The 24653-nt window shown below is 48.5% G+C and carries 28 protein-coding genes and 1 tRNA gene; 7 read left to right on the plus strand and 22 right to left on the minus strand.

Annotation, left to right across the window (positions count from 1 at the left end):
• Positions 1-316: 316 nt before the first annotated feature.
• The 10 genes from ELAC_RS05355 to ELAC_RS05400 all read right to left on the minus strand — a co-directional run bounded on the left by ELAC_RS05355 (position 317) and on the right by ELAC_RS05400 (position 7337).
• Complete coding sequence (locus ELAC_RS05355; RefSeq protein WP_098038260.1) at positions 317-1579, minus strand: bifunctional heptose 7-phosphate kinase/heptose 1-phosphate adenyltransferase; 1263 nt, start codon at positions 1577-1579, stop codon at positions 317-319.
• Positions 1573-2559: an ADP-glyceromanno-heptose 6-epimerase gene (gene rfaD / locus ELAC_RS05360; RefSeq protein WP_098038261.1), complete on the minus strand. Its 987-nt coding sequence runs from the start codon at positions 2557-2559 to the stop codon at positions 1573-1575. Before rfaD ends, ELAC_RS05355 begins: the two co-directional genes overlap by 7 nt.
• Before the next feature lie 175 nt (positions 2560-2734).
• Positions 2735-3577, minus strand: a complete 843-nt coding sequence (ispE, locus tag ELAC_RS05365; RefSeq protein ID WP_098038262.1) for a 4-(cytidine 5'-diphospho)-2-C-methyl-D-erythritol kinase — start codon at positions 3575-3577, stop codon at positions 2735-2737.
• Positions 3578-3817: 240 nt separating this feature from the next.
• Positions 3818-4342 (minus strand): 50S ribosomal protein L9, encoded by a 525-nt coding sequence (gene rplI, locus ELAC_RS05370; RefSeq protein WP_098038263.1) that lies wholly within the window; start codon positions 4340-4342, stop codon positions 3818-3820.
• Positions 4343-4354: 12 nt separating this feature from the next.
• A complete protein-coding gene (gene rpsR / locus ELAC_RS05375) occupies positions 4355-4588 on the minus strand; it encodes a 30S ribosomal protein S18 (protein WP_239414410.1) in 234 nt (77 codons plus the stop codon).
• A 35-nt stretch (positions 4589-4623) separates the two neighbouring features.
• Complete coding sequence (gene rpsF, locus ELAC_RS05380; RefSeq protein WP_098038265.1) at positions 4624-4968, minus strand: 30S ribosomal protein S6; 345 nt, start codon at positions 4966-4968, stop codon at positions 4624-4626.
• Positions 4940-5602, minus strand: a complete 663-nt coding sequence (gene pth, locus ELAC_RS05385) for an aminoacyl-tRNA hydrolase (RefSeq protein WP_098038266.1) — start codon at positions 5600-5602, stop codon at positions 4940-4942. Before pth ends, rpsF begins: the two co-directional genes overlap by 29 nt.
• A 10-nt stretch (positions 5603-5612) precedes the next feature.
• Positions 5613-6173 carry a 50S ribosomal protein L25/general stress protein Ctc gene (locus tag ELAC_RS05390; protein WP_098038443.1) on the minus strand — a complete coding sequence of 187 codons (561 nt, stop codon included), beginning with the start codon at positions 6171-6173 and terminating at the stop codon, positions 5613-5615.
• A 107-nt stretch (positions 6174-6280) separates the two neighbouring features.
• A complete protein-coding gene (locus ELAC_RS05395; RefSeq protein WP_098038267.1) occupies positions 6281-7243 on the minus strand; it encodes a ribose-phosphate diphosphokinase in 963 nt (320 codons plus the stop codon).
• A 22-nt stretch (positions 7244-7265) separates the two neighbouring features.
• Positions 7266-7337: transfer RNA gene (locus tag ELAC_RS05400), tRNA-Gln, on the minus strand.
• A gap of 401 nt (positions 7338-7738) precedes the next feature.
• On the opposite strand from ELAC_RS05400, the gene pgsA reads away from it, so the two are divergent.
• Positions 7739-8356, plus strand: a complete 618-nt coding sequence (gene pgsA, locus ELAC_RS05405; RefSeq protein WP_098038268.1) for a CDP-diacylglycerol--glycerol-3-phosphate 3-phosphatidyltransferase — start codon at positions 7739-7741, stop codon at positions 8354-8356.
• Positions 8357-8369: 13 nt separating this feature from the next.
• Positions 8370-9341, plus strand: a complete 972-nt coding sequence (locus ELAC_RS05410; protein WP_098038269.1) for an adenosine kinase — start codon at positions 8370-8372, stop codon at positions 9339-9341.
• Here ELAC_RS05410 and ELAC_RS05415 read toward each other — a convergent pair.
• Together ELAC_RS05415 and ELAC_RS05420 are read right to left on the minus strand one after the other, a co-directional pair.
• Positions 9318-9779, minus strand: coding sequence for a DTW domain-containing protein (locus ELAC_RS05415; RefSeq protein ID WP_098038270.1), 462 nt, complete (start codon positions 9777-9779; stop codon positions 9318-9320). The genes ELAC_RS05410 and ELAC_RS05415 overlap by 24 nt on opposite strands.
• Positions 9780-10062: 283 nt before the next feature.
• Positions 10063-11046 carry a hypothetical protein gene (locus ELAC_RS05420; protein ID WP_098038271.1) on the minus strand — a complete coding sequence of 328 codons (984 nt, stop codon included), beginning with the start codon at positions 11044-11046 and terminating at the stop codon, positions 10063-10065.
• A 582-nt stretch (positions 11047-11628) separates the two neighbouring features.
• Here ELAC_RS05420 and ELAC_RS05425 point away from each other — a divergent pair.
• On the plus strand, positions 11629-12624 hold the full coding sequence (locus tag ELAC_RS05425; protein ID WP_098038272.1) for a thioredoxin family protein: 996 nt from the start codon (positions 11629-11631) through the stop codon (positions 12622-12624).
• Between the two features lie 221 nt (positions 12625-12845).
• On the opposite strand, the gene ELAC_RS05430 is transcribed toward ELAC_RS05425, so the two are convergent.
• The 3 genes from ELAC_RS05430 to rpmH are packed head-to-tail and all read right to left on the minus strand — an operon-like array spanning position 12846 to position 15332.
• Positions 12846-14846 (minus strand): ATP-dependent helicase, encoded by a 2001-nt coding sequence (locus ELAC_RS05430; protein ID WP_098038273.1) that lies wholly within the window; start codon positions 14844-14846, stop codon positions 12846-12848.
• Positions 14836-15186 carry a ribonuclease P protein component gene (gene rnpA, locus ELAC_RS05435; protein WP_098038274.1) on the minus strand — a complete coding sequence of 117 codons (351 nt, stop codon included), beginning with the start codon at positions 15184-15186 and terminating at the stop codon, positions 14836-14838. Before rnpA ends, ELAC_RS05430 begins: the two co-directional genes overlap by 11 nt.
• Before the next feature lie 8 nt (positions 15187-15194).
• The gene (gene rpmH / locus ELAC_RS05440; RefSeq protein ID WP_098038275.1) at positions 15195-15332 is read right to left on the minus strand and encodes a 50S ribosomal protein L34; all 138 of its coding nucleotides are present in this window, start codon (positions 15330-15332) and stop codon (positions 15195-15197) included.
• A gap of 273 nt (positions 15333-15605) precedes the next feature.
• On the opposite strand from rpmH, the gene rpmJ reads away from it, so the two are divergent.
• Positions 15606-15743: a 50S ribosomal protein L36 gene (rpmJ, locus tag ELAC_RS05445; protein WP_098038276.1), complete on the plus strand. Its 138-nt coding sequence runs from the start codon at positions 15606-15608 to the stop codon at positions 15741-15743.
• A 7-nt stretch (positions 15744-15750) separates the two neighbouring features.
• On the plus strand, positions 15751-16056 hold the full coding sequence (gene rpsN / locus ELAC_RS05450; protein ID WP_098038277.1) for a 30S ribosomal protein S14: 306 nt from the start codon (positions 15751-15753) through the stop codon (positions 16054-16056).
• 47 nt (positions 16057-16103) lie between these two features.
• Here rpsN and ELAC_RS05455 read toward each other — a convergent pair whose 3' ends face one another.
• From ELAC_RS05455 to ELAC_RS05465, 3 genes are all read right to left on the minus strand, one after another.
• Positions 16104-16619, minus strand: a complete 516-nt coding sequence (locus tag ELAC_RS05455; protein WP_098038278.1) for a SycD/LcrH family type III secretion system chaperone — start codon at positions 16617-16619, stop codon at positions 16104-16106.
• A 223-nt stretch (positions 16620-16842) separates the two neighbouring features.
• On the minus strand, positions 16843-17094 hold the full coding sequence (locus ELAC_RS05460; protein WP_098038279.1) for a hypothetical protein: 252 nt from the start codon (positions 17092-17094) through the stop codon (positions 16843-16845).
• 22 nt (positions 17095-17116) lie between these two features.
• Positions 17117-17431, minus strand: a complete 315-nt coding sequence (locus tag ELAC_RS05465; protein WP_098038280.1) for a hypothetical protein — start codon at positions 17429-17431, stop codon at positions 17117-17119.
• Between the two features lie 671 nt (positions 17432-18102).
• On the opposite strand from ELAC_RS05465, the gene ELAC_RS05470 reads away from it, so the two are divergent.
• Positions 18103-19434 (plus strand): hypothetical protein, encoded by a 1332-nt coding sequence (locus tag ELAC_RS05470; protein WP_098038281.1) that lies wholly within the window; start codon positions 18103-18105, stop codon positions 19432-19434.
• An 8-nt stretch (positions 19435-19442) separates the two neighbouring features.
• Here ELAC_RS05470 and recF read toward each other — a convergent pair whose 3' ends face one another.
• Positions 19443-20489, minus strand: a complete 1047-nt coding sequence (recF, locus tag ELAC_RS05475) for a DNA replication/repair protein RecF (RefSeq protein WP_143406448.1) — start codon at positions 20487-20489, stop codon at positions 19443-19445.
• Positions 20490-20788: 299 nt separating this feature from the next.
• Between recF and ELAC_RS05480 the strand changes: the two genes are divergently transcribed.
• Positions 20789-21703 carry an enoyl-[acyl-carrier-protein] reductase gene (locus ELAC_RS05480; protein ID WP_098038283.1) on the plus strand — a complete coding sequence of 305 codons (915 nt, stop codon included), beginning with the start codon at positions 20789-20791 and terminating at the stop codon, positions 21701-21703.
• Positions 21704-21770: 67 nt separating this feature from the next.
• Here ELAC_RS05480 and ELAC_RS05485 read toward each other — a convergent pair whose 3' ends face one another.
• The 3 genes from ELAC_RS05485 to ELAC_RS05495 all read right to left on the minus strand — a co-directional run bounded on the left by ELAC_RS05485 (position 21771) and on the right by ELAC_RS05495 (position 24653).
• Positions 21771-22472, minus strand: a complete 702-nt coding sequence (locus ELAC_RS05485; RefSeq protein ID WP_143406449.1) for a hypothetical protein — start codon at positions 22470-22472, stop codon at positions 21771-21773.
• A 139-nt stretch (positions 22473-22611) separates the two neighbouring features.
• Entirely contained in the window at positions 22612-23940 is a 1329-nt protein-coding gene (locus ELAC_RS05490) for a hypothetical protein (protein ID WP_098038285.1), read from the minus strand.
• Positions 23940-24653 (minus strand): SDR family oxidoreductase, encoded by a 714-nt coding sequence (locus tag ELAC_RS05495; protein WP_098038286.1) that lies wholly within the window; start codon positions 24651-24653, stop codon positions 23940-23942. The genes ELAC_RS05490 and ELAC_RS05495 overlap by 1 nt, the downstream gene beginning before the upstream one ends.

Here is a 24653-nt window from a genome sequence, read left to right on the forward strand (position 1 = left end):
CTTACTTAACCGTAAATTTGCCCTTTTTCTCATTTAATTCAAGAGGATAGGATGCTGTATGCCTTAGCGCCCCTCTTAAAACCGGAGACTAAGGCAGGATACGCCCGAAATTGACAGTGCCCGCCCGCTTGGAGAGAGGGCCTCTCGCATACCGAAAACATCTCACGATTTGATTTGAGAAAGAGAAAACCCCCACGATTGAAAGATGATAAATCACTTAACATCAGAGATATGCGTAACTTACTCTCTTTCAATCGTGGAAGCAGTAAGAGTGCCCGATGCCAAATTTTGGGAAGCTTTTGGCGTGCGACGGATGCTAAACAGCCGGAACGAGCTCTTTCTTAAGTACCTCAAGGTTCTTTTCATCGAGCACCACAAAGGCGACTTCCCGGAGCGATGCGATTAGATGGACAAACTCATCGCTGCCATCATGATCGCTGACACCCACCACTAAACCATCGCAGTGCTTCTTTGCCATCTCCGCGATCTTATGGAAAACTTTAGTGGAGAGGCCTTCACGGGCGCTAACGCTTAAAAAACCGGGAGTCTTATCCGATAGAGCCTCTTTGATGATGAACATATGCTCCTCATCAAAAATCTTACTTAGCGGATCAAGGAGCGAAAGACGCTTGGCTAATTGTCCGACAGACACTTGCGCGCACCCAAACTGCTCGATGGCGCAGGATGCACCCACGTTGGCCAGAGCGGCTGCCTCGTGGATCTCCAAACCGCTGGCAAGAGCCATCGCAACAACGGCAAGCACGGTGTCTCCTGCACCTGTCACATCCTTGACCTCCCGTGCGGCCACGGGGTAATCATGGCGCTTCCCATCGTTTGTGAAGATGGAGATGCCGTCTTGCGATCTTGTCAGAAGAAGAATCCTGGCTCCTGTAATCTCCAAGATTCTTTCTGCGGCAAGTTCCAGGGGCGCGCCTAAAGGTAAACCGGCAGCAGCATAAGCCTCCGACAAGTTCGGCTTGATAATATCCACGCCCCTATAGCGGGAAAAATCGCTCCCTTTAGGATCGGCAATCGATGTCACTCCGCGCTTTTTAGCCTCGTCGATTAAGAGACGCAGCAATGAACCGGTTAAGAACCCCTTGCCATAGTCGGATAGCGCCACCATCTCGACGTTCTCAAAAAGTGAATCCAAATTGGCGGCCACCTTCGCCTCAATCCCATTTGACAAAGGGGTAATCTCTTCGTAATCGACCCTTGTGATCTGTTGGCCGTCAGCGATAATCCTGTTTTTTACAGGGGTCAGGAAGGAGGGTTCTTCAAAAAGGCACTCTGCCTTGACTCCCTGCTCTTTCATTAACTCGATAATACTGCGTCCTGCTTCATCTGCACCGACACGTCCCAATGCCTTGACACTGGCTTTCAGAGCCAGAAGATTTAAAACCACATTGCCTGCGCCGCCCGGCAACTTTCTTTGGCCGGTGACGTGCACGACAGGCACGGGAGCTTCCGGGGATATGCGCCTTACCTTCCCGATTGTGTAGGAATCGAGCATAAAATCGCCCGCTACCAAGATTGTACGGGGAGAAAGACGTGAAAGAGGGCCGATCAGTTTTACCATGATTTACCTGGCAGGATGTGGTTGTTGATGTAGTCGTTGACTGCAGCCGCAAGAGGGGTTGGATTGAAGTCGCTGCCCAAAAGGTGCCGCAGTTTTTCGGTCTCAGCACAGGTGTAGTTTTGATATTTGGCGGCTAATTTCTCCGGCATAGGAACATATTCGATGTGGGGTGTCTTATTCAGGGCGGCGAAGATGGCCTTTGCCAAATCGTTCCATGACGATGCCTCGCCCGAGCCGATATTGAGAATGCCTGTTTGATTGCTGGTAAGAATCTTATGCACCCACTTGACTGCATCTTTCACATAGAGGAAATCTCGTTTCTGTTCGCCATCGGCAAAATTGTGGGGATCGTTCGATTTGAATAGTTTGATAACTCCCTCCTGCAAGACCTTAGGAGTCCACTGCAGAACCACGGATGCCATAAACCCTTTGTGCCACTCGTTCGGTCCAAAAATATTAAAAAACTTAAGTCCGGCGACCTGATCTAAAAGACCGTTTTCAAAGAGCCACTGGTCAAAAAGCTGTTTGGAAAAACCATACATATTAAGCGGCTTTAACTTATAGAGATCCTCGTCTGAGTCACTGAAGCCCAGCGTTCCGTCCCCATAGGTAGCGGCTGACGACGCATAAACAAAGCGATGCCCATGCTTTAGAGCAAACTCACAGAGCTTGATAGAGAAACGGGTGTTATTTTCCAGCAGCAAAGAAGCGTTGGTCTCTTGCGTATCCGAGATAGCGCCCAGATGGACAAATGCCTCGATTTCACTCTCTCTGCCTTCAATCCAGGAAAAGAGATCTTTCTTATCGATCAGCTCAACGAAACGTTTGCCAGTGAGATTTTTCCACTTTTCATCGTGCCCTAGCTCATCTACCAAGACAAGGTTGTAAATCCCCAGATCATTGAAATGTCTGACTAGGCAAGACCCAATGAATCCCGCGGCTCCGGTGATGACAATGAACTGATCGTCAAATATTCTCATCTGTGCTGACCTCTTTTATCGGTTCTATAATAACAGGTTAGCGGCTCCAATCCCACTAGATTTTTAACCGGTTTCTAAACGATTGCAATGCCCACCCGCTAACGCAAGACCCTGCGAATCTAACCACCCGCAAGAGTCTCACTATCGCTAGCTTTCTCAGAGCCAAAAAATCAAATTATGAAGCACTCTCGGTGTGGTACCAAGTTGCGGGTGCTCGAGAGATGAAGCGCGCAGGAAAATGACGGCATCCGGGCGGAAGCAGGGGCTCTTTTGATCCCATGACCACGAGCGCTGAGCCCGAACCGGTCATGAACACTCGATCGTATCCTTGGCTCAAGAAAAAGGATTTGTAATCTCTGAGCAATGGTGCAATTTCAAAGGCCGGCCCTTCCAGGTCGTTGAAGCAGGGGTAGTTTTCGGCTTCAATATCACTTCCTTTTTGCGGATAGCTTCTCTCTCTGCATTTAGCCGCCTGAAAGAGGTTATAAACTCGCGGCGTTGAAAGCGTAAATGAGGGCATCACGATATGGAGCGGCTCCTCATTAAGAGGGGTCATCTCCTCGATGATCTCGCCTCTCCCCTTGCAAAGGGCGGTGCCTGTCGAGAGAAAAAAGGGAACGTCAGAACCTACCTCGAGAGCTGCCTGTAAAAGATCTTGCCCACTGAGAGGGGCTGAAGAAAGAGCATTCACACCAAACAGCACTGTCGCGGCATTACTGCTGCCTCCCCCCAGCCCTGCGCCATGGGGAATCTGTTTTGTTAAATGAATACGGAATGAGGTGGAGTCGTGCGAGCGCTTTCTGAAGGCGGCAAGGGCCTTCGCGACGGTATTAGTCTGGTCGGTTGGTACTGAAGGATCAGAACAAGAGAGCTGGTCTTGCTCCGCTTTTTCTATGGTTATAATGTCTTTGAGGGAAATGGTCTGAAAAAGGGAAACTAGCTCGTGATATCCGTCTGTTCTCTTGCCTAAGACTCTCAGGAATAAGTTGACTTTAGCTGGTGATGCTAGCGTTATCACTTAGTTTGCCTTTGCTTTTGTAGTTGACCTATACCGAAAGTGTCTCAAAATTTGGTTTTGGCAAATAGAGAACTCTCGCGATTGGAAGATTGCAAGACCTTCCTAAGGCGCTGTCCATAAACAAATCTTACGATTTCAGTTTGTGGTCAGTCTCTAAAAGCCAAATGCCGAATTTTGAGACACTTTCTGTATAAGCGGGGCTTAATTAAAAGCCCCGCTTTAAGCAAGCCGGCGTTATAGTTACTCAGGCTGATCTTCAGCGATGAGATGCGCTTTCTTAGCGTCATCAACGGCTTTCATCTCAAAATCCATATTTTCTGCCGAAATCTTAAGAGTGATGCTTGCGGGCACGCCCTCTTTAAGTCTTAGCTCGATCTTATGAATTCCAAGCGCCTTGACAGGATGCTTAAGCTGCACGTAACGCTTCTCCAGGTGGATGCCGTGTTCGACTTCCATCTGTTTGCAAATGTCGTGCGCAGTTACTGAACCGTACATGTGTCCTTCATGATCCACTTTAACAATGGAGTGAATCGTAATGGGCTCAAGTTTGGCAGCCAGAACTTCTGCGTCTTTTTTGTCTTCGATTGCTTGCAGGCGTCTTGCTTCTTGCAGTGCCGCTTGCCTTCTGATTGCATTCTTGTCAGCAATAACAGCCGCTCCACGTGGGAGGAGGAAGTTTCTTGCGTAACCTTCTCTGACCGAGACTAAGTCTCCGCTGCGGCCGAGATCTTCTATGTCTTCAATTAACAGCAATTTTGTCGCCATGGTCAGCCTCCTTTATACCTCGGCAGCAAATGGCAACAGGGCCATATGCCTAGCTCTTTTAATCGCTTGGGCGAGCTGCCGCTGAAAATGCGCGGAGACGCCTGTAATTCTTCTTGGCAGGATTTTGCCGCGTTCGGTAATGAACTTAGTCAACGTATCCGTATCTTTGTAATCGATCTCTTTAATGCCTGCGGAAGTGAAAGGGCAGCGCTTACGCCTTTTCTGACGCATATCCATCGGCTTCATTCTTGGTTTTGGTTCAAACATGGGTTGCCCTCCTCTTAATTTTCTTCTGCCAGAGGCTTAAATTCGATTTTTTCCAGCACTTTCTCTGTTCTCAGCGTGACGAAACGGATCAAGTCTTCGCTGAGGTGGTACTCTTTCCACAGCTCAGAGATACTGGCTGGTTTGGAGTTAAAATAGAGCACATAGTAGTGTCCTTCTCTGTGCCCATTGATTTCGTATGCAAGACGCTTTCTTCCCTGATCGTGTATTTTAACGACCTCTCCACCCCTTTCGGTAATAGCGGATTTGATCTTCTCAAGGGCTTTGCCTCTTGCATCATCGCTCAGCTTAGCGCTGATGATATACATACCCTCATAGAGGTTTTGTGTATTTTGACTCATGACAGTTCTCCTCACCTTCTTTTCGAAGGTCCATTTTCGACTGTTTAACTTTCTGGTTTACGCGGCTCATCACCTTTTCGATGTCTTCCGACATCAGGCTTTTGAGGGCGGAAACCGCATTCTCAATAACTTGCGGAAGCAAAATCGCTTCCTCTTTAGTAAACTTGCCCAGGACGTGGTCTGCCAAGTCCTGCTTGTCCTGTTTGGCTCCAACTCCGATCCTCAGCCTGGCGAAGTCCTGTGTTCCAAGGCACTTCTCTATGCTTTTAAGGCCATTGTGACCTCCGGACCGACCCTCTTTCCTTAAGCGTAGCGATCCCAAGGGTAAATCGACATCATCGCAGAGGACTACGATTTCACTCGGGGCAATTTTATAATAATCTATAAAACTTCTTACCGCCTCGCCGCTTAAGTTCATATAGGTGGTAGGAAATAGCAGCGCTACTTTCGATGAGTTGTAGGTTCCTTTTGCAATTTGCGCTCTGAAGCGACTTTCCAAAAGAAACCTGATTCCTATCTCATCAGCGAAGGCTTTAACGACTCGTTCTCCGATATTGTGCCTTGTAAGCACATAATCGGCACCTGGATTTCCCAGGCCTACGCAGACTAAGTCAAAGCTTCGCGTTGTGGGCACCGCTAGTCACCTACCTCTTAACGATTGCTACCGCTACTTCGTTCATGTCGGCAAGAGCCCTGATTCCTTCCGGAATCTGTAGGTCGCACAGTTTCTTCGAATCTTTGATCGCCATTTGCGTCACATCCACCTGGAAAGCAGCTGGAATATCTTTCGGCAAGCAACGAACTTTCAGTGCGCGGATTACCTGGCGCAAAACACCGCCGAGCTTGATACCCTGACAGTCAACAATCCCAGTGCACTCAATGGGCACTTTAACGTTAACATAGACATCCGAGTGAAGCTCTTCGAAGTCAAGGTGCAACACGTTGTATGTCGTAGGATGGTACTGGATATCTTTTATAATGGCTTTGCGTTCGCTGCCTTTTTCGTCAACAAGCGTAATGATTGTTGTTGCCAGATGACCTTTCTTCACTTGGCGTAGCCCTGTCTGGAACTCTTGGGAATCGATCGCGATTACTCCGCCTTCTTTTCCATCCGAATAGAGAACCGCTGGGATTTTGCCTTCGCGTCTTAAGCGTCTGGCTTCTCTTTTTTGCTCATGCGAGCGCTCTTGAAACTTTAGCTTCATGTTTCCTCCAATCAAAAACATCAAGGAAGCGCTGCCTACCCAATGCAGTGCAGCGCTGATCTCATTGAACTTGTGTTAACAAACTATTAACTCTGGGATACTTAGGATTACAGGTGGTTAAACGCTGTAAGCGAGGAGATAGACTTACTATCCAGGATGCACTCGATAGCCTGACTAAGAAGAGGTGCGATTGAGACAGAAATGATTTTTTTCGAAAGCTGTTCCGCATTTCTTAAAGGCACTGTATTGCTTACATAAAGGGATTCAATCGGGCTTTCAGCTATTTTGCCGATTGCATTCCCAACAAACAGTCCATGCGTTACCGCTGCAAAAATCGATTTCGCCCCCCTCTCTTGGCATGCTTTCGCAGCTGACACCAATGTGCTTGCTGTAGAGCACATATCATCAGCGAGAAGTACATTTTTTCCTGTGATATCTCCTATGATCGTGACCACTTCCACATGATGGGCGTCTAATCTGTTTTTGTCCAAAACGGCGAAGTTCACATCAAGTTCTTTGGCAAAATCTCTTGCCAACTTGACGCCTCCGGCATCGGGGGCAACAACAACGACAGATTCTTTTTCTTTCCTTGAGAACGCTGCAGCCAACTTGGGTCGCGCTTGCAAATTTTCAACAGGAATATCAAAAAAACCTTGAACCTGATCTGCGTGGAGATCAAAGGTTATCACCCTTGAAGCACCCGCTTTTTCGATTAGGTTCGCCACCAATTTGGCAGTGATCGGCACTCGGGGTTTGTCTTTGCGGTCTTGCCTGCAGTAACCCAAATAGGGGGCTATTACATTGATTGACTTAGCAGAGGCTCTTCTCAAGGCATCGATCATCACTAACAACTCCATCAAGTAGTTGTTAGGATCCAGGGCGATTGTTTGCACTATAAATACATCTCGGCCCCGCACGCTTTCGTTTATCTGGAGAGATATTTCGCCATCCGGAAATGTCGCTATTTCCACACTGGCTAATGTAACTCCCAGCTGAGACGCCACCTCTCCGGCCAATGCCGGATGAGACCGACCTGACAACAAAAGAAACTGACGCTCTTTTTCACTCATGCTATGCTTTTGCCGAGCGTTTTTGGGGCGGTAGGATTCGAACCCACGCGTGGCGGTACCAAAAACCGCTGCCTTACCACTTGGCTACGCCCCAGTTGTTAAACATGCCAAAAAGATACCTTTCATCCCCATTTATTTGCAAGCCATAAATCGAAAAATTTATCAAAAACAGCATTTTTAGGCCCATACAGACCTTTTTCTCCCCTATCAGGCTCCTTTACCCACTGCTATACACCCCATCAACTGGCGCCAATCTTCACTGATCCAGAAGGTTTTACAGCAAATCAGCTCTCCTTTTTCCCCACACCAGATGCACACAGCCCCCAAGACTCCTCACTAAGAAGTGCTAGAAATTTACCCCTCTCTTCCTTAATCTTGATTTAATTAATGGCCGTTCATGACCTTTATTTCTCCAGCTTGAACTCTTTTCAGCTCAAGCGGCGATCTTCGGCTTGAACGCGCCCGTCAAAGATAAACGATCGCACGAGGCAGATTTTGGGACTGGCTAACTTTCTGACATTGACTAGGGTACTCTTGAGCCCCTTTTTTCTGATTATCTACGTACACTACTCTTTCCTTGGCCTGTCGCAAGAGTCGATGCCCTATGCCCTGCTGATCCTGCTGGTACTCCTAGAGCTATCGGATGCGTTTGACGGATACTATGCCAGGCGCTACGGAGAGGTCTCTGACCTTGGCAAGATATTGGATCCGATGGCAGACAGCGTCGCGCGTATTTCCATGTTTTTAGCCTTCACCTACCCTCCCATCGACATCCCGGTGCTCTTTGTCTTTTTGATCATCTGGAGGGATTCCATCGTCAGCACGCTGCGCACCATCTGTGCTTTGCGAGGAGTGGCTCTTGCAGCCCGCAAAAGCGGCAAAATCAAGTCGGTAGCCCAAGCTGCAACTGCAATTTTTATCGTTCTTCTCATGCTGCTGCAGAGCCGTGGGACCATTGCCTTAAGTCAACTGCAAACGATCAGTTTCTGGATTGCACTCGCCGCTGTTTCATTCACCTTGCTGACAGCTGTCGATTACATCTCCTCCAACCGCGTACACATTAAAAAGATACTTTCCTTCAAAAGGCGAAAACAAAAGAACCTCAAGACGTAAGGAGAAGATTTACGTGGCTGGAGGCAAAGTTTTAGGCATCGGCGCAGCGGTGCTAGATCACACACTTTTTGCAACGGATGATCTCCTGAGCGAAATTCATGTTTTCAAAGGATCCGCCGGGCCCGCCTCGCAAGAGAAACTGCGCTATATCCTAGCGAAAGGCAAGATCGCCAAACCTCCCGCGGCAGGTGGCAGCGCCGCCAACACCATCCGTGGGCTGGCGATGCTGGAGCAACCTTGCGCCTTTTTCGGGAAAGCGGGCAATGATCAAGCCGGCGAAATCTTCCGGCAATCTCTTGCAAACGCCCAAATCGACTCCTTCATGGTCACCTCCCCTCTCCCTACCACAGAAGTGGCTTGCCTGATTACAGAAGATGGCGAAAAAACGATGTTTTACCATCTCGGAGCGAGTACAGATATAAAGCCGGACGAAATCACCCAGGCTCTTTTTCAAAACACCCGTATTGTCCATATCGAAGGCTATACCTTTTTGCAAGAAGGTGTACCTGAGAGGGCGGCGGAATTGGCGAGGGAGGCAGGCTGCCTCGTCTCATTAGATCTCGGAAGCTTTACTCTTGTCCGGCAAAAAAAAGGACGTATGGCGGACTTCATCATCCGCTATTGCGATATCGTTTTTGCCAATGCCGATGAAGCCTTCGCGCTCACCGGCCAACCCCCGAAAGAGGCATGCCTCCTGATGAAAGATCTCTCGGAGACGGCTGTAGTGCTTTTCGGCGAAGGGGGAGCATGGGTTGGCAAAGGGTACGATCTGATGCACGGCCCCAGCCTGCCGGCAAGGGCGGTGGACACCACTGGCGCCGGTGATCTTTTTATTGCCGGCTTCCTCTATGGAGTGCTCCAGGGATTTTCTCTTGAGCGTTGCGCCCTAAACGGCAATCTGCTGGCCAGCGAGGTGATCGGCCACCTGGGCAGCGAAATTCCGCATGAACGTTGGCCTTCTTTAAAGGCCCGCATTAAGGGTTAAAAACTTTTCTTTCCAGTGGTAGTGATCGAGTAAACCCGAGGAGTCCCGTCCCTGCAGTGTGCGCGCAATGAAGAGAGCCTCAACCGACGCAAGTCCCCTGTCCGGGTCGTCACAGTCGTCCTGACGTCGCGGGTAGGCAGTGATGAAATGCAGCGGAAGCGATCGTTTCTCCAGTTGGTGAAGCGAGGGAGTGTTCTTATAGATAGCCTGGGCAAGCTTCCAGGTTCCGTCCACCACTACAATCCCCCTATCCCTGTCCTCTGTACTCAAGGGTTTACCTTCAAACGAAAGGAGAAGGAAACCTGTCAGATCCGGCACCTGGTCGCGCGGATAGGTGAAAAATCGCAAATCGCTTCGGCTCTCAAGGCCGCGCAAGCTGCATTTTTTGAGGTTTTCCCGGCGATGGCGAATAATGATATCTACAACTTCTGACTGCATTAAAACTTCCTTCATCCGGCTAAAAAAAGAGAGACGGTCACTTTGAGAAACGCCCTCAAAATTGCCGCTTCTAGAATATCCAGATTACCCTTTGATGTACACCGAAAGTGTCTCGAATTTTGATCTTTGGTAAAAAGAAAGCTCTCCAAGATTAAGTTTGTAAGTTGCCTAATATTAGAAATATGAGACAAACCACCCTCTTAATCTTGGAGAGCTTTCTTTTTACCAAAGATCAAATTGTGGCGGGCTTACGGGACATAAAACATTGTTCCCCAAGCAACGCTTAAGCGGCCGACTTCATCCTTTCCATGCTGGTCAAATTCGATTCAAACCAAAAGGTTTTATAGGCGTGAGACCCGATGGCCGTGGTGGCTTTCATCGCTGCTACAACAGAAACCGCAATCGCCGCCGGAGGACAGAGGATACCGGCTACCAGAGCCGTCAACATAGCCCCGTTGGCCACTGTTGCGACTGTGCCAAGAGCCATCTTTCTTCTCATTATGACTTTCATGTCATTGAGTGCTAAATTGACGCCTTCCAGATCGCCCGGATTCTTCTCAAGATGGACCTTGAGCTGCTCCATGATCGCCGTGACTTTCGGATCGGCATGCCTTGAGAGCACCCGGATTTTTTTCGCCTTCAACTTCGCATCGGGATCATCTAATCTCTCCGCGATCATTTTTTTAAATTCTTCTAAATTCTCTGCGTTAATCTCCTTGGGGAGGGAAGCGATGAACTGCCCATGACGGACTAGACTGTAGCTCTTGCTGAGAATGGCGTAACTCAAAAGACTTATCGCAAGCGGCATGCCGATCGCACCAAAAAACGCGACTGCCGGAATCGCACCGACAGCTGTGAGCGATCCGGTGAAACAGGAGACATCGTCAAGCATTCCCCCAAGCGTGGCGAAGAGGTCTAAAGTTCCCAAGATACCGCCCTCTAAATCTTCCAGCGGAAAGTTCTTGTACCAGTTAGCCATTTGACTGGGGAGGGATTTAATAGAGAGGAGAAGGCTAACTCCTGCAAGGAACCCGATGTGGGCAATGACCTTTGAGAGGCGCTCGGCGTACTCGGGACACTTGACGATGACTATTTTCATCGTCTGCTTTAGCACTTTGCTAGTCTGGTTGATAAAATCCCAGATGGCCTTCTCGAAAACATTCATGACGCGCACAGCCAGATTTGACTCTGCCTCAACCTTTTTCCTGCACTCGACCGGTACCTGACTGTCGAGAGGAGAGCCACTCACTCTACTAACTGCAACCATATCCCACCTACCACCTGTTTTTTTAAATATAATTTTACAACATAAATGTTAATGAAGTATTAAGATAATATATAAACAAAAGAGTTAATTAAACTAACTAAGGAATAAGCAACCACCTGATTTTATTTAAAAAACGCATATTAGTTGCATCTTTACTCTTATGCGGAATAGGACTATCCTTGAGAAAGCCGGAAAATGCGCCAGGTACGCTCAAATTTTCCTTGAGCGGCCCTTCTGCCATTTCCACCAGCTATGCGCTTTTGCCCTGTGCCGCTTTCGATTTCGTGATGGAAACGAAACCAGCCGGTATCGGCGTAGTTGTTTAACCTCCTAGTACCCAACCGTATAAATTTTAATCAGTTGGGTGGCGGGAAAACTTCTTTGCTTAGACGATCATAAATGGGGTAGCACAATCTCCCTTGCTGTGATCATCCGGCCAAAGGGGCTTTCGTGCTACCTCATCAAAATTTATATGGTTGGGTACTAGGGAGAGAGTGTCCATGAACTCAAATCTGCGGCACAACGTGCTGGTTTGAGTTTTGGACAATCCCTACGACTCAACATTTAACCAATGAGAGTGCCATGAGTAGATTTGCCTTGTTTTTCCTGAATGCTTTCTTGTTTTTGACCTTTGCATCCTTCGAAAAAAGCGATGCAGTAGTCTGGATGACAAACTATGACGAAGCTGCCAAAACAGCTAAAGATCAAAACAAACCCCTAGTCCTCTTTTTCACAGGCTCCGACTGGTGCGTATGGTGTAAAAAATTGGAATCAGAGTCTCTTTCGACAAGAGATTTCGAACAAGCGGCTGCCTCGCAATTTGTTTTTGTGAAAATCGATTTCCCGCAAAAGGGAAGTCAACCTGCCGGAGAAGCGACCAAGAATAAGGAGCTGCAGAAACGTTTCGACGTACGCGGTTTCCCCACGATTGTTATCTTGGATCCACAAGGACACAAGATCGGCGTCACGGGATACCGTCCTGGAGGCGGAAAGTCCTACGCTTCGCATCTGATGAAAATGGTTGAAGAATATTCATCCTACAAGTCCAAGATGTCCAGACTTGATCAAGACGACCTCTCGGGAGCTGAGCTGAAAATGCTGTTCAAGCAAGCACGCCAGCTTCAGCAGACCTCCGATATCGCCACGATCATTGAGAAAGGAAAAACCTCCGACAGAAAGGATTTTTTTTTAATCGAAGAGTACCGTCAGCTGGCTAAAGAGGGGAAAATATCCTCCACTGAAGCTGCTTCTTTAAAGAAGCAGCTTCTTACGGAAGACCCTAAAAACTCCCATCTTACCCATTACCAGATCGCCTGCATCGATTTTGACGCTCTGTCTGACAAGCTCGAATCAGGACAGTGCACTCCAGAAACTGCCGTGGAGCCGTTGAGCAGCTATCTAAACAGGTTTGCCGACCAAGACAAAGAGAACCGTTGGAGAATCGAGATGATCATTTCGCAAGTGTATCTGGACAAAAAAGAGAAAGAAAAAGCTCTGATCCATGCCAAAAAGGCGTTTGAATCCGCTCCCGAATCCATGAAAGAAGACATCCAATCCTACATCGAAGAGGCCAAATAATGGGGGGTTGCCCGTTTGACAACTTTCCGAAAACTCTATACCGAAATTCTCTCAAAATTGGGTTTTTAGAAAAGAGAAAGCTCCCAGGCCAAATTTAGAGACAATTTCGGTATAAGCAAAAATATACCCGATATATCTGAAAATTTATCCTTCCCAAAGCCAAAGTCATAAATTGTGAGATACGTTGGAACCTTGGGGTTTAAGAGGCGCTTAAAACAGGCCTATACCTCATCCCATTTCGTCGTTTTAAGATACTCTTTGGGAATTTCAAACAGAAAGCGTGAAGGCCTTGAGACTGCTTGCTTTCCAAGTCTTTTACGTTCCTTTGCCATGCTGATAGTCAGGTTACGCATCGCCCGCGTAATCGCCACATAAAGCAAACGCCTCTCTTCTTCGACCCCCACATCAAGCACGCTCTTCTCATGAGGAACGATGTGGTCTTCCACTCCCATCAGGAAGCACGCTTTGAACTCAAGCCCCTTGGAGCTGTGGAATGTCATCAGCTGCACGGCATCGGTCTGGCCTGAATCCTTTCCTTCGAACCGCGCCAGATTATTTTTAAGCGAAAGATCCCCGACAAACTTTTTTAGCAAGGAAGAACTCTCTTCCCCGGCATGCTCCTCTTCAAACTCCTGGATACTGCTGACAAACTCCTGCACGTTCTCCCATTTGAAGTCCTGCCCTTTTTGGCTTTTCACTTCCAGATCGATTGCTGCCTTCAACCGGATCCGCTCGATCAAAAACTCCACACCTTGAGCCACGGAGCCCTCTTTTAACTTTCCCTGGACATCTTCCAAGATATGCAAAAACTGCTTCACCCCTGCCAGCGCTTGATTGGAAAGATCAAGCGAGACCTCTCCTGCGGCAGTCTTTTTCAAAAGTTCCATGAGAGGCAACTTTTCTTTCCTGCTGAAAGCTGTGATGCGATCCAGGGATTCGTCTCCCACTCCCCTCCTCGGGTAGTTGATGATGCGAAGAAGTGCTTCCGCGTCTTTCTCGTTGACAATCGCTTTAAGGTAAGCGAGCAGATCCTTAATTTCGCGGCGCTCATAGAATTCGGTTCCACCGACGATTTCATAGGGAATCCCTCGTTTAACGCCACCCGGAGTTACATACATATGCTTAAGAAGCGCCTTTTCCATGATTCTGGAAAGAGCGTTGGAGCGGTAGAGGATGGCGATATCCCTGAAAGCGAATCCTTTTAATTCCTTCAGCTTAATAATCCGGTGGGCAATTGCTTCTGCTTCCATCATCTCATCGGGAGCGACGAACACCTCCAGGGGGTCGCCATCGCCAAAGCCGCTCCACAAGTTTTTCTCGTGGCGCATGGTATTGCCTGCGATCAGGGCATTGGCAGACTTCAAAATGTGATTGGTCGAGCGGTAGTTCTGATCTAAAGTGATGCGGTGGGTATATTGGAAATCTAAGATATTTTTAAGGTGTGCGCCTCTCCAACCGTAAATCGACTGATCGTCATCGCCTACAACACAGAGGTTTCCTGATTTCCGAGTTAACAGCTCCGTGATCTGGTACTGAACAGGGCTGGTGTCTTGATACTCGTCAATCATGACATAAGAAAAACGGTCCTGCCATTTTTCCAAAATATCGGGACACTCTTCAAACAGCTGTTTTGTAAAAAACAGCATACTATCGAAGTCAAGAGCATTATACGCCCTCATACTCTGTCCAAGACGCTTCAACACCTCATTGGCAAATTCATCATGCCAGTTAGGCTCCATTCCTTCCTTAAGAAAAAGCTTTCCCTGACTCCTTGCCTTGGCGATCAAAGCCATGGTCGGCGCCAGCGACGGAATCTGTTTTTCTGTTCCTAAGATGTCTTTGGCTATCCCGGTCACCATCCTTTCGATATCGCTTTCGTCATAAATGGAAAAAGCGTCGGTGAAGCCCAAGCGATGAATATCTTCTCGCAATATGCGCAGACAAAAACTATGGAAAGTTGAAAGAGTGACCTGTTCTGCACTTGTAGCGCCGATCAGCCCACTCAGCCTCTTGCGCATTTCTGCGGCGGCTTTATTGGTAAAAGTCAATCCAAGGATTTTGCTGGGCGGAATTCCTTTTTCCTGAATCAAAAAGGCGGCGCGATGCGTCAAAACCTTGGTCTTGCCGCTGCCTGCGCCTGCCAAAACCAGAACGCGGCCTTCCGTCGTCCGGACAGCCTTTGCCTGATTGGGATTTAAAGAATCGGATGCTTTATGTGACATCGATCAGCGGGCCAAGTAGTGTGTTTAACTCATCCCTGATCTCGTTTGTCTTAGCTTCCCGCGCTTTTGCCCGGGGCCTGATGTGAAAATCGAAACTTTTGCTTCTCCAGTCCATAGTTCTGAACACTTCTCGGACTGTTCTTTTGAATCGATTGCGTAATACGGCATTGCCGAATTTTCTAGATACTGTGATGCCGAGGCGACAGTGTCCGCGTCTCGTGGCTTTTTGGTCAATAATGACTAAGCTGCCTGTGTGCGATGCCGCCCCAACTTTGACTTTAATAAACTCAACTCGTTTAGTTAGGCGAGCTTGTTTCGGAAACCCCCTAGCTTTAAACATGTGCGATTTTAAACTCTGGTCAGAGCTTTTCGGCCGTGCCTTCTTCTGTTTCTCAACACTCTTCTGCCGCCTGGAGTCTTCATTCGGGCGCGGAATCCGTGTGTTTTTGCTCGCTTACGTTTGCTGGGTTGGTATGTGCGTTTCACTTTAAGGTTCCTTATTTGTATTGTTTTTTAGTGTTTACATCCTACCCAAGAATGAAGATAAAATCAAGAGCTAGTTGCAAAAAAACAGTCGGGCCAAGCTTGGAAGCTTACGCCGGACAACTCCTTTACCCTTCAAGAGAGCGTAAAGGACTCACACGCCCCTCTCTCCCCTTTTGACAGAGCCATTTTAATGAAAACGTTCTTTTTGCGTTGAAAAGAATCCCCGAATTCGTTATAAATAGGCCTTTCTTCGAAACATTAGTAGGACAACAAATGAAAGTTCGAGCATCTATTAAAGCAGACAAGTCCAAAGGCGACATGGTTGTTCGTCGAAAAGGACGTCTCTACGTCATCAATAAAAAAGATCCCAACAGAAAGCAGAGGCAAAAAGGCCCTGCGTTGAAAAAATAGGACTGCCATGGCCAAAACATCATCTGTAGAAAAAGAGAAGCGTCGCGAAAAACTCGTTAAATTGAAGTGGGAAAAGCGCCAAGCTCTGAAGAACATCATTTATAACATGAACCTTTCAGAAGAAGAGCGCAGCAATGCACGCATCGCATTAAACAAAATGCCGAGAGATTCTTCCCCGATCAGACTGCGCAACCGTTGCAAGCTCACAGGCAGATCGAGAGGGTTCTTAAGAAAATTCCAAGTCTCCAGACTTTGCTTCAGAGAAATGGCATCCATGGGCGAAATCCCAGGCGTCACAAAATCCAGCTGGTAAGCCAGCATTCCAGATCAAAGGCAGTAAGAACATGTATCTTATTGCCTTTATTCTTTCTCCCTCTCCTGCTCTCCCTTAATACGCTCCTTCAACATTAAAGCCTTCTCCCTAAGAGTCCTCCACTCTTCATTACCCATAACGCGCATCAGCGCGAGATCAAGGGAGCTAAGCGCATTCTCATGATCGCCAAGAGAGCGATAGCATAAAGCGGTATGATAATGAGGCAGAGGCGACAGACTATCGGCCATCATCGCCATCGCAAAGGCGAGAAGCGCTCCATTGAACTCCTCAAGCCGCTGTTCTGCCATCCCCAGTCCCACCCAGAAATTGGCAACAAAAGGATTCAGTGTCGTCAAAAAGGTGAAAGCTTCTCGCGCCTCCTGGAATCTGTTCTCGCCGTAGAGGGATGAGGCCTTCTGATAAAACAACTCGAGCCTGCCATCATCGAATCCCAAGATCTCCTGGAGCGATTTTCCCTCCAGAATGTGCTGTCTAAACACATCGGGATCCTTAAGACGCTCCTTTATCTCCTTAGGTATCTCAAACTCTTCCAAGTTCTCCATAACCTTCCCTTTTGAAACAACGCTTCAGGCTCCTAGAGCCTGTCTTAAAGCTGAAATCGTATGATTTGTTTGCCGAATTTAGCTATAAGCTTCGAAAAAATTTTCAGTATATTAATCCAATATGCTGAAAATTTTTTCGAAGCTTATAGCTAAATTCGGCAAACAAATCATACGATTTCAGCTTTAAGACAGGCTCCGTTTTAAGACAGGCTCTTATAAGTTTCTAACTGTTTTTCATTTCAGCAGAGATAACCTCGTAACCTTTCTGAAACCTCTCACAGTAACCTTCCAAATCTCGGTATAACTTCAAACGCAGTCTTTTTGAATAGCTTTCAAAGGGCTCGACTTCGTTAAAATACTGCTCCTCAAGTTGGTGTAACATAGCATTGATCAAAGCTTCCATAGAAGCCCTGACGTCGCCGCCCTTGTCACCTTCAACATCTTCCTGACTCCTGCCCACTGATTTTTTAGCCATAAACTCCTCTAAATAATGAAAATCAATCACGCACGAGCATTCTACGGAGAACTTCCGCCGCTTCTGCACGCGTTGACGGGTCGTGCAGGAGCCACAAGAATTGAATTGTATAGAGATGCATTGGATCCAACCCCTGCTTCTCGGCCAGCTCCGCGATAAGCTTTTTGTTCTCGGCCTGAAACAGCTCGCGTTGACTGACCTTATTCTCTATCCCGGATTTCAGTGGTATGTCAACAAAAGTTTCCGCATCCGACAGAGAGTGATGCGCCGCCGGACTCTTTTTGGGCTCAGGCCCTTCCGCCCACGGGGGGTGGTGTGCATGCCTGTCAATACGCATAGGACAAACCTCCTGCAAACTGAACACTTATACCGAAAGTATCTCAAAACTTGGCATGTGGGCTTTGAGAAAGCCTCGGGATTGAAAGGATTTAAGTCATCTCATATTTCTAATATTAGGTGGCTTACGATCATTCAATCGCGAGAGTTTTCTCTTTGCCAAAAACCAAATTTTGAGACACTTTCGGTATAGACTTGTTGCCACACACAACACGGCTTCAGTCGATTATCGAGCGCCTTCAGGCCGAGTTTTTGCTGCGCATGCCAAAGTTAAACACCAGTCAGCCCTGAACTTAAGTCTCCGTAACCAACCTGACCGCCCAATCCAGACAAATTTCTTCGACACAGGTTACTTGTATTATACACATTGTTTTATTAAAAAAAACAATACGAACTAGCTGACCAAATAAATTTCTTTAATATATGTGATATTGCCTGAAATTAACAAACTCTTTACAATCACAGGGAATTAATGATTGGCCGATCGACAATTGATCAATTCTCCTGTTCCGACTCTGCATCGCTCCTCTCCCTCTCAATAAGGCCAAGCATGCGCCGATACATCATTTACACACCTGTCACATCTAGAGAGAGCCATCCTGCACATCCTCAAGATTTGCCCCGGCTCTGATAAGCCTCTCTACGAAGCTTGACTAAAGAAGGAGAATACGGATGAACGTTGCGCCTCCTAAACGCAATAAAATCGAGCTGTCCCACTACAATTTTAAAAAGGACATCGCTAACCGCGCTCTGCTCTCAAAACTTAACCAGCACGATATCGCAATTCTCGTCGAAATCGTTAACGGTTCTCTTAAAATCTCCCTTGATTCGCTGGCACAAGCCCTGGACTGTTCACAAGAGTCCATCGAAAATTTGGCGAAAATCATAGAGCCGACCGGGCTGCTGAAACTCGAGCAAGGAGCCTTATCAGTCGATAAAGATGTGCGAAAGTATTTTGAGTGCCTGCTGGCTCGTTTTGAAGAAGGATTCGATCCCGATTTAGACCACATACAGGGACTTATGCAGCAAGTGCCAATCCATGTACTGCCCGTCTGGTATACCCTTCCGAAAAATACCGATAAGATCTTCCCGGCCATTGTCGAAAAAGTCTTGCACAACCCGAAGTGCTACATCAAACACCTGCAGGAGCTTCCCTTTGAGTGCGAAGCGGCTGAACGCACAATCGACGATGTGCATGCCTCACAAGACCTCTCCTTGCCAAGCGCACTAATCAAGGAAAAATACAAACTGACCGACGACGCCTTCATGGAGTGTATGCTCTATCTGGAATATAGCCTGCTGTGCTACTGCGTCTATATTCCGAAAGATTCAGGTTTTGAAGAGCGAGTCGTCCCCTTGCATGAATGGGCGCAGCTCATCCGCTTCCAGCGTGAAAACGCCTGTAACCCGATTGAAAAACCATCCCTCATCGAGAGAACACACCCGTCCGATTTCGGCTATGTGGAGGAGCTCACCCAGGCACTTAAAGCACTCGGCAAAGAGGGCAAGGATCCTAAAGAGCCGCTCCAAAAAGAGATCGTTTCCAAGCTGCTCTCACTTTCTTTGATTGAAGAAAGTCACGGGACATACAAAGTCACACAGGCCGGTCTTGAATTCACTGCCAAAACGCCTCAGGAAAAGGCGATGACCCTCTATCTCTCGGCCATGAATCGCCTGCGCCGAAGCCAAGGGATTTACTCAGATAAAGACATCCGTGAAATTGAGCGCTGCTTAAAGCGCATCGTCAAGACAGGCTGGGTACTGCTGGATGACTTCCTTAAAGGAGCGTGCGCCTCGGTAGGAAATATGCCCCCCGTAACCCTCGTAAAAAAGGGCAAACGCTGGAGCTTTGCACTTCCGCAATACAATGAAGAGGAAAGACGGTTCGTGACCGACTGCCTAATGGGCTTTTTCTACGAATCGGCCCTGACAGCGACAGGGAGCATCCAAGGCAAACCCTGTTTTACCCTGACTCCCTTTGGATGTTCTATCATCGGCGAATAAAGCTCTTTTTATCGCGTTAGATCAAGCTGCGACCAAGAGCCTTCCAGCTTGTCCGCCGAAGTGATAAGCACCTGCCCCCGGCTCTTAAGCGCATAAAAAAATCGCTCGCGGCGCAGGGCATCAAAACCAAGCGCTGCATCATCAACAAGCAGCAGCGGCAAAGTCGACGAAACGCACGCGAGGTGGGACCACGCAGCGAGTTTAATCGCCGCAGCCACGCTGCGTTTTTGCCCCTCCGAAGCGTATAGCCGACACTCTTTGCCGGAAAGGTGAATCAAAAGGTCATCTTTGTGTGGCCCCGCCAGCGTAAACCCAAGATAGGACTCTTTCATACGGTTAGCCCTCATTAAATGCATGAATGAGGCACAAGAGACTTCTTCTTTCCCAAAAGAGGACAGATAGCTCAGGCGCACGTGTTCGCTCTCCTGAGAGAAAAGGGCGAACTCCCGCGCAGCGATCTGATCCATAGCCTGCACTGCATCCACCCTGGCTTTTGTGATATAAACAGCGCTTTTCGCCATTTCCTCCTCAAACAGGTCAATCGCTTTGAATTCGCGCGCTTTGAGCAGGCAGTTGCGGCTTTTCACCGTTTGGGCGTATCGTGATAAATGATGGATGTAAAGAGGATCCACCTGTGCGATGATGGAATCGATAAGAGAGCGACGGAGCTGCGGTTGTCCTGTAATGAGATGAACGTCGGTAGGAAGAAGGGAAGCGCCCGTCAAAAGGCCAATGAGGCTTGTCAGCGACCGGTATTCTGTCGCGTTAAACCGAATCTTTTTCCTCTCCTGGCCAAAATAGAGGCCAAGAGTGTGCTCCACCCCCTCCTTGACTAAATCGAGTTCAACAGCGGCATCCTCTTCCCCATCCATAATCATCTCTTTCATGTGCATCGCACGAAAAGAGCGCCCGAATATCAGTAGGTGGACAGCTTCGAGGAGCGTTGTCTTCCCGGCCGCATTCGGACCGGAAATCAAAGTGCATTCAGGGGAAAACTCCAAAGCCGCTCCCTTAAAGCGCCTGAAATTTTTTAAATACATTCGTTTGATCTGCACTCTGGAGCACCTTCTGTTGCGCGAAGAGATTATCGCTGATCCACACCCTCAATTCCAAGAGAAATTGTGGGCAACTTCTCCAAAGCGGTAAGTCGAAAAAAAACTATGGAAAAGAAGGTTCTTCTTTTCCTTTAACCGCCGGAACGAATAAAATCATTACCTTGACCACTTCATTCCTTAACTGATGTTATACCGAAAGGGTCTCAAAATTTGGCTTTTGGCAAAGAGAACGCTCCGATTTTGAGATCCTTCCGGTATAATTAAACGAAGGCTAACATGCGCCTTCAGGAGTCCATTCTATGCTAGGTATTGATCTTAAAGGAAAGAAAGCGTTCATCGCCGGAGTCGCCGATGATCAGGGATTCGGCTGGGCTATCGCGAAAGCATTGGCAGAGGCGGGAGCGGAGATTATCATCGGCACCTGGACGCCGCTGGTAAACATCTTCGAAACCTCGTGGGAACGAGGCAAATTCGATGAGTCGCGCAAATTAAGCGACGGTTCACTGATGCAGATAGCCAAGATCTATCCCTTGGACGCTGCGTTTGACTCCATGGAAGATGTCCCCGAAGAGACTAGGCAAAACAAACGCTATTTAGCCTATAGTCGCTATGCCGTCAAAGAGGTTGCAGCCGACGTCGCTCAAGACTTTGGTTCAATCGACATCCTGATCCACTCGCTGGCCAACGCACCCGAAGTCTCTAAACCCTTACTTGAAACCTCCAGACAAGGCTACCTGGCAGCGCTATCCGCCTCTTCCTATTCTTGGATCAGCCTGTTAAAACACTTTGGGCCTATCATGCCGCCGGGAAGCTCCACGCTGTCTCTAACCTACCTGGCAGCGCAGCGTGCCATCCCCGGTTACGGAGGTGGAATGAGCTCTGCAAAAGCGGCCCTTGAGAGCGACACAAAAACTTTGGCCTGGGAGGCAGGAAGAAAGTGGGGCGTCCGCGTCAACACTCTCTCTTGCGGCCCCCTAAGAAGCCGTGCCGCCAAGGCAATCGGCTTTATCGATACCATGATTGAATATGCGGAAGCTAACTCGCCGCTACCTTCCGAACTAAAAGCTGAGCATGTAGGCAAGGCTGCTCTTTTCCTCTCTTCGCCCTTTGCGGATGCTATCACCGGCACAACGATATACATCGATAACGGACTTAGCATCATGGGAGTTGGAATGAAAGGGATGCAGGAGTGCCAGAAGGAAGCCAAAGCCTGACTCTCGTTCTAGCCGACCGAGCTACATAGTGAGAGCGCCCCAAAATCCCAATTTTGAGGCGTTCTCTTCATTTCCGGTCTAAACAGCATTTCATCTCGGCAAAATACCAATCCAGCGCATATTCCGCCCTGCCTTCAAAAACTCTCCTGATGAGTTCTTGTTCGACCATGTCGGGAGAGCAAAAAGTGATGGTGGAGTACTTTTCATCCTCGTAGAGCGAAAAATACTGCCTACCTACTCTCACACACTTGGGCAGAGGAAGCGTAACCTCCGCCGTAATCGAAAGATCTGCCAAAGCTGCCACCTGAACAACAAAAGAGGCGCATTGCCTCCCCGTAAGACTGTACGATTTATAAGGATAACAAGAAGGATGGATGTAGGCCAATATGGCTTCAAACTGCTCTCTAGTCAGATCGATTTTGGCGGCGAAAGTAGGGCGGTGCGTTCCGGAACCCGATTCGAAATATCCGTCTTCCAAGGACTCAAAGAGATAACGGACCGGATTTTTCTCTCCCCTCTGAATCAGCAGGTCCACCCCCTCCATGTAAGTCAAGCTGCGCACCCCTCTCTCGCCACTGTGCCCGCCCTCTATTTCCACAACTTTACCGTCTTTCACGCCGCGGAGATAAATCCAGGCGTGGCCCACTGTTCCATCTTTACGCCCCCCCTGAGGATGCTTGCGCCAACTGCGTAAAAAAAGATCTCCGTCAGAATAATCAAAGTGGGGAGCATCAACTAACATCACCAAAAAACAGGGGCTTGGTTTCATCGGGGACATCTTTTTTGCGGCATAACGCGGGCAGATATACTGTGTCGGGCAAGCAGGCTCCAGGGCAACAAGCGGAAAAAAAAGAAGAAAGAAAAACGGAATCCAAGCTCTTTGCCGCCCCATCACTTACACTCTTTTGTCACTTAACCGAAATCGTCATCAGAAAATCGGACTTTGCTTCGAGCTTGACTGGTCTTAAATAAGCAACCCAATCGACGCCATCACCGCACTCGACAGCAGGCCGAGCCCCGGCAGTCATGTGGCCGCAAACGGTGGAGGTTCCGGAAATTTGGCTGAACACGACTTGTATCTCGCCAAATCCCCCTTTGAAAGACAAGATATCACCTAAGTTAAAGACGGTAGACCGGCAATCGTTAACCGTATACTCGATTCCTGACCTGGGGCCAACATAGAAGCCGATCAAGTCGGTGGGATCCGCGACACCCACCTGCTCACCCGTGTAACTAAATCGCACCTGAACTGCTAAACCGTCTTTAGAAACTGCCACTTCTCCCTCCACCTTCCCCTGAACGGAAAAAGAAACCATGGGCCCGTTTCCGGAGATAAAGCCGCGGACCAGATGAAATGCGCGCCAATAAGGCTTAAGTCGCAGGTCTCCTCGGCGATAGGTGAAAAGGGAGTGTGTAGGATTTATCCAATTGTCCGCTATGGAAGGTACCGATGCAGGCATGGAGCTTGAGGAGGGAAACGCAAACGGCTTATCCGGATATAGAGCCGATTCGAGAGGAGGAGCTTTCCGTTTTAACTTCTCCCCTAAAGTTCCGGTCAGACAACTCATCCAAAAATCGGCTCGTTGAACCGACGGCAAAGCTCCCTCGTGAAAGCTACAGAGCGGAGGGCCCAAAAATGTTCCTTGCTCATCGCTCCAAACAAGACGAAGGGACTGGAGAAGATCCTGTCCAACGTGGCGCCGCCCCACTGCTTCCAACGTGAAGAGGAGGGTAAAGAGATCCGGTGACAGCTGCGGATGAAAAAAATCATCGATCGATAGTGAAGTTTGCTGCAAAGCACCCTCATCTCCGAGCAACTCTGCAGCTATCGATAAAGTTAATTCTATTCGGATCCTTAGAAAACGGCTCAAAGACGCCCCCTCCTTGCGCATGCTCTCCTGCAAGTTAGCGCCAAGAAAGAGAAGGTAGGCTCTGAGCTTCTCTTGTACTGCTGTGCGAATGCCCAAAGATTGCGCTTGCAAAAGGGCTGCAACCGGAGGAGCTGCTCTCAGGGCAAAGTAGGGATCCTCATCGACAGGAAGAGGGTCTTCACTCATCACCTTGTCGAGGCGGGTTAAGGCACATTCGCGATATTGCCCTCCCTCTTTCAGGAAAAGCAAGATCGCGAGCAACTCCTCTGGAACGGACGCAAAAGAACCTGACCCGTTAAATCTTTGCCACTCACTCTTGGCTGCCTTTTGCCGAAAGTGCACCGCCGGATTAGACCGCTGATCCATCAAAGCCCCACCCCTCCCGCAACTTCTATATTCTGACCCGTAATGTAGGCGCTCGCCGGTTCCAGTAAAAAGCGCACGACCCGCGCCACCTCCTCAGGCGTGGCTGCACGCTTCATAGGCAACACGCTTAAGTCGTCCGGAAGATCGACCGCATTATCGATGTATCCGGGAGAGACCATGTTGACTCGCACCAGGTCTTTGGCCACCTCTTTGGCGAGGGACTTGGTGTATGCCAAAAGGGCGATCTTGCTCATAGTGTATGCTGCGGCGTTGACGTCAACTTTCAGCTTGCTGATGCCGGCAACCCCGATATTGACGACGGCGCCCCTCTCCTGTTTCAGGGAAGACAGCAGGGCGTTAGTCAAAGCCACCGGCGCGAAAAAATTGGTTTCGAAGAGCTCATGCCACTTTATGGGAGCTGTTTCCGAAGGAGGTTCAATTAAGTAATTCCCCACATTGTTGACGACAAACCGTGTTGCCAAGAACTGACGTTGATACTCTCTCAAAAACTCCTGAAGGCTCTCTGCGGTGGAAAAATCACCGCGGATCGTCTCTGCTTTCACCCCAAAAGCCCTGAGAGTGACAGCAAGCGCTTCTGCCTCATCTTGGCTTTGCCTGTAGTGAATGACAAGATTGTGTCCCGCCCGCGCCAATTCCAGGCAGATGGAAGCTCCCAGGCGCTTTGCCGCTCCTGTTACCAAAGTCCAAGCCAT

Source organism: Estrella lausannensis, assembly GCF_900000175.1.
GTDB classification, from domain to species: domain Bacteria; phylum Chlamydiota; class Chlamydiia; order Chlamydiales; family Criblamydiaceae; genus Estrella; species Estrella lausannensis.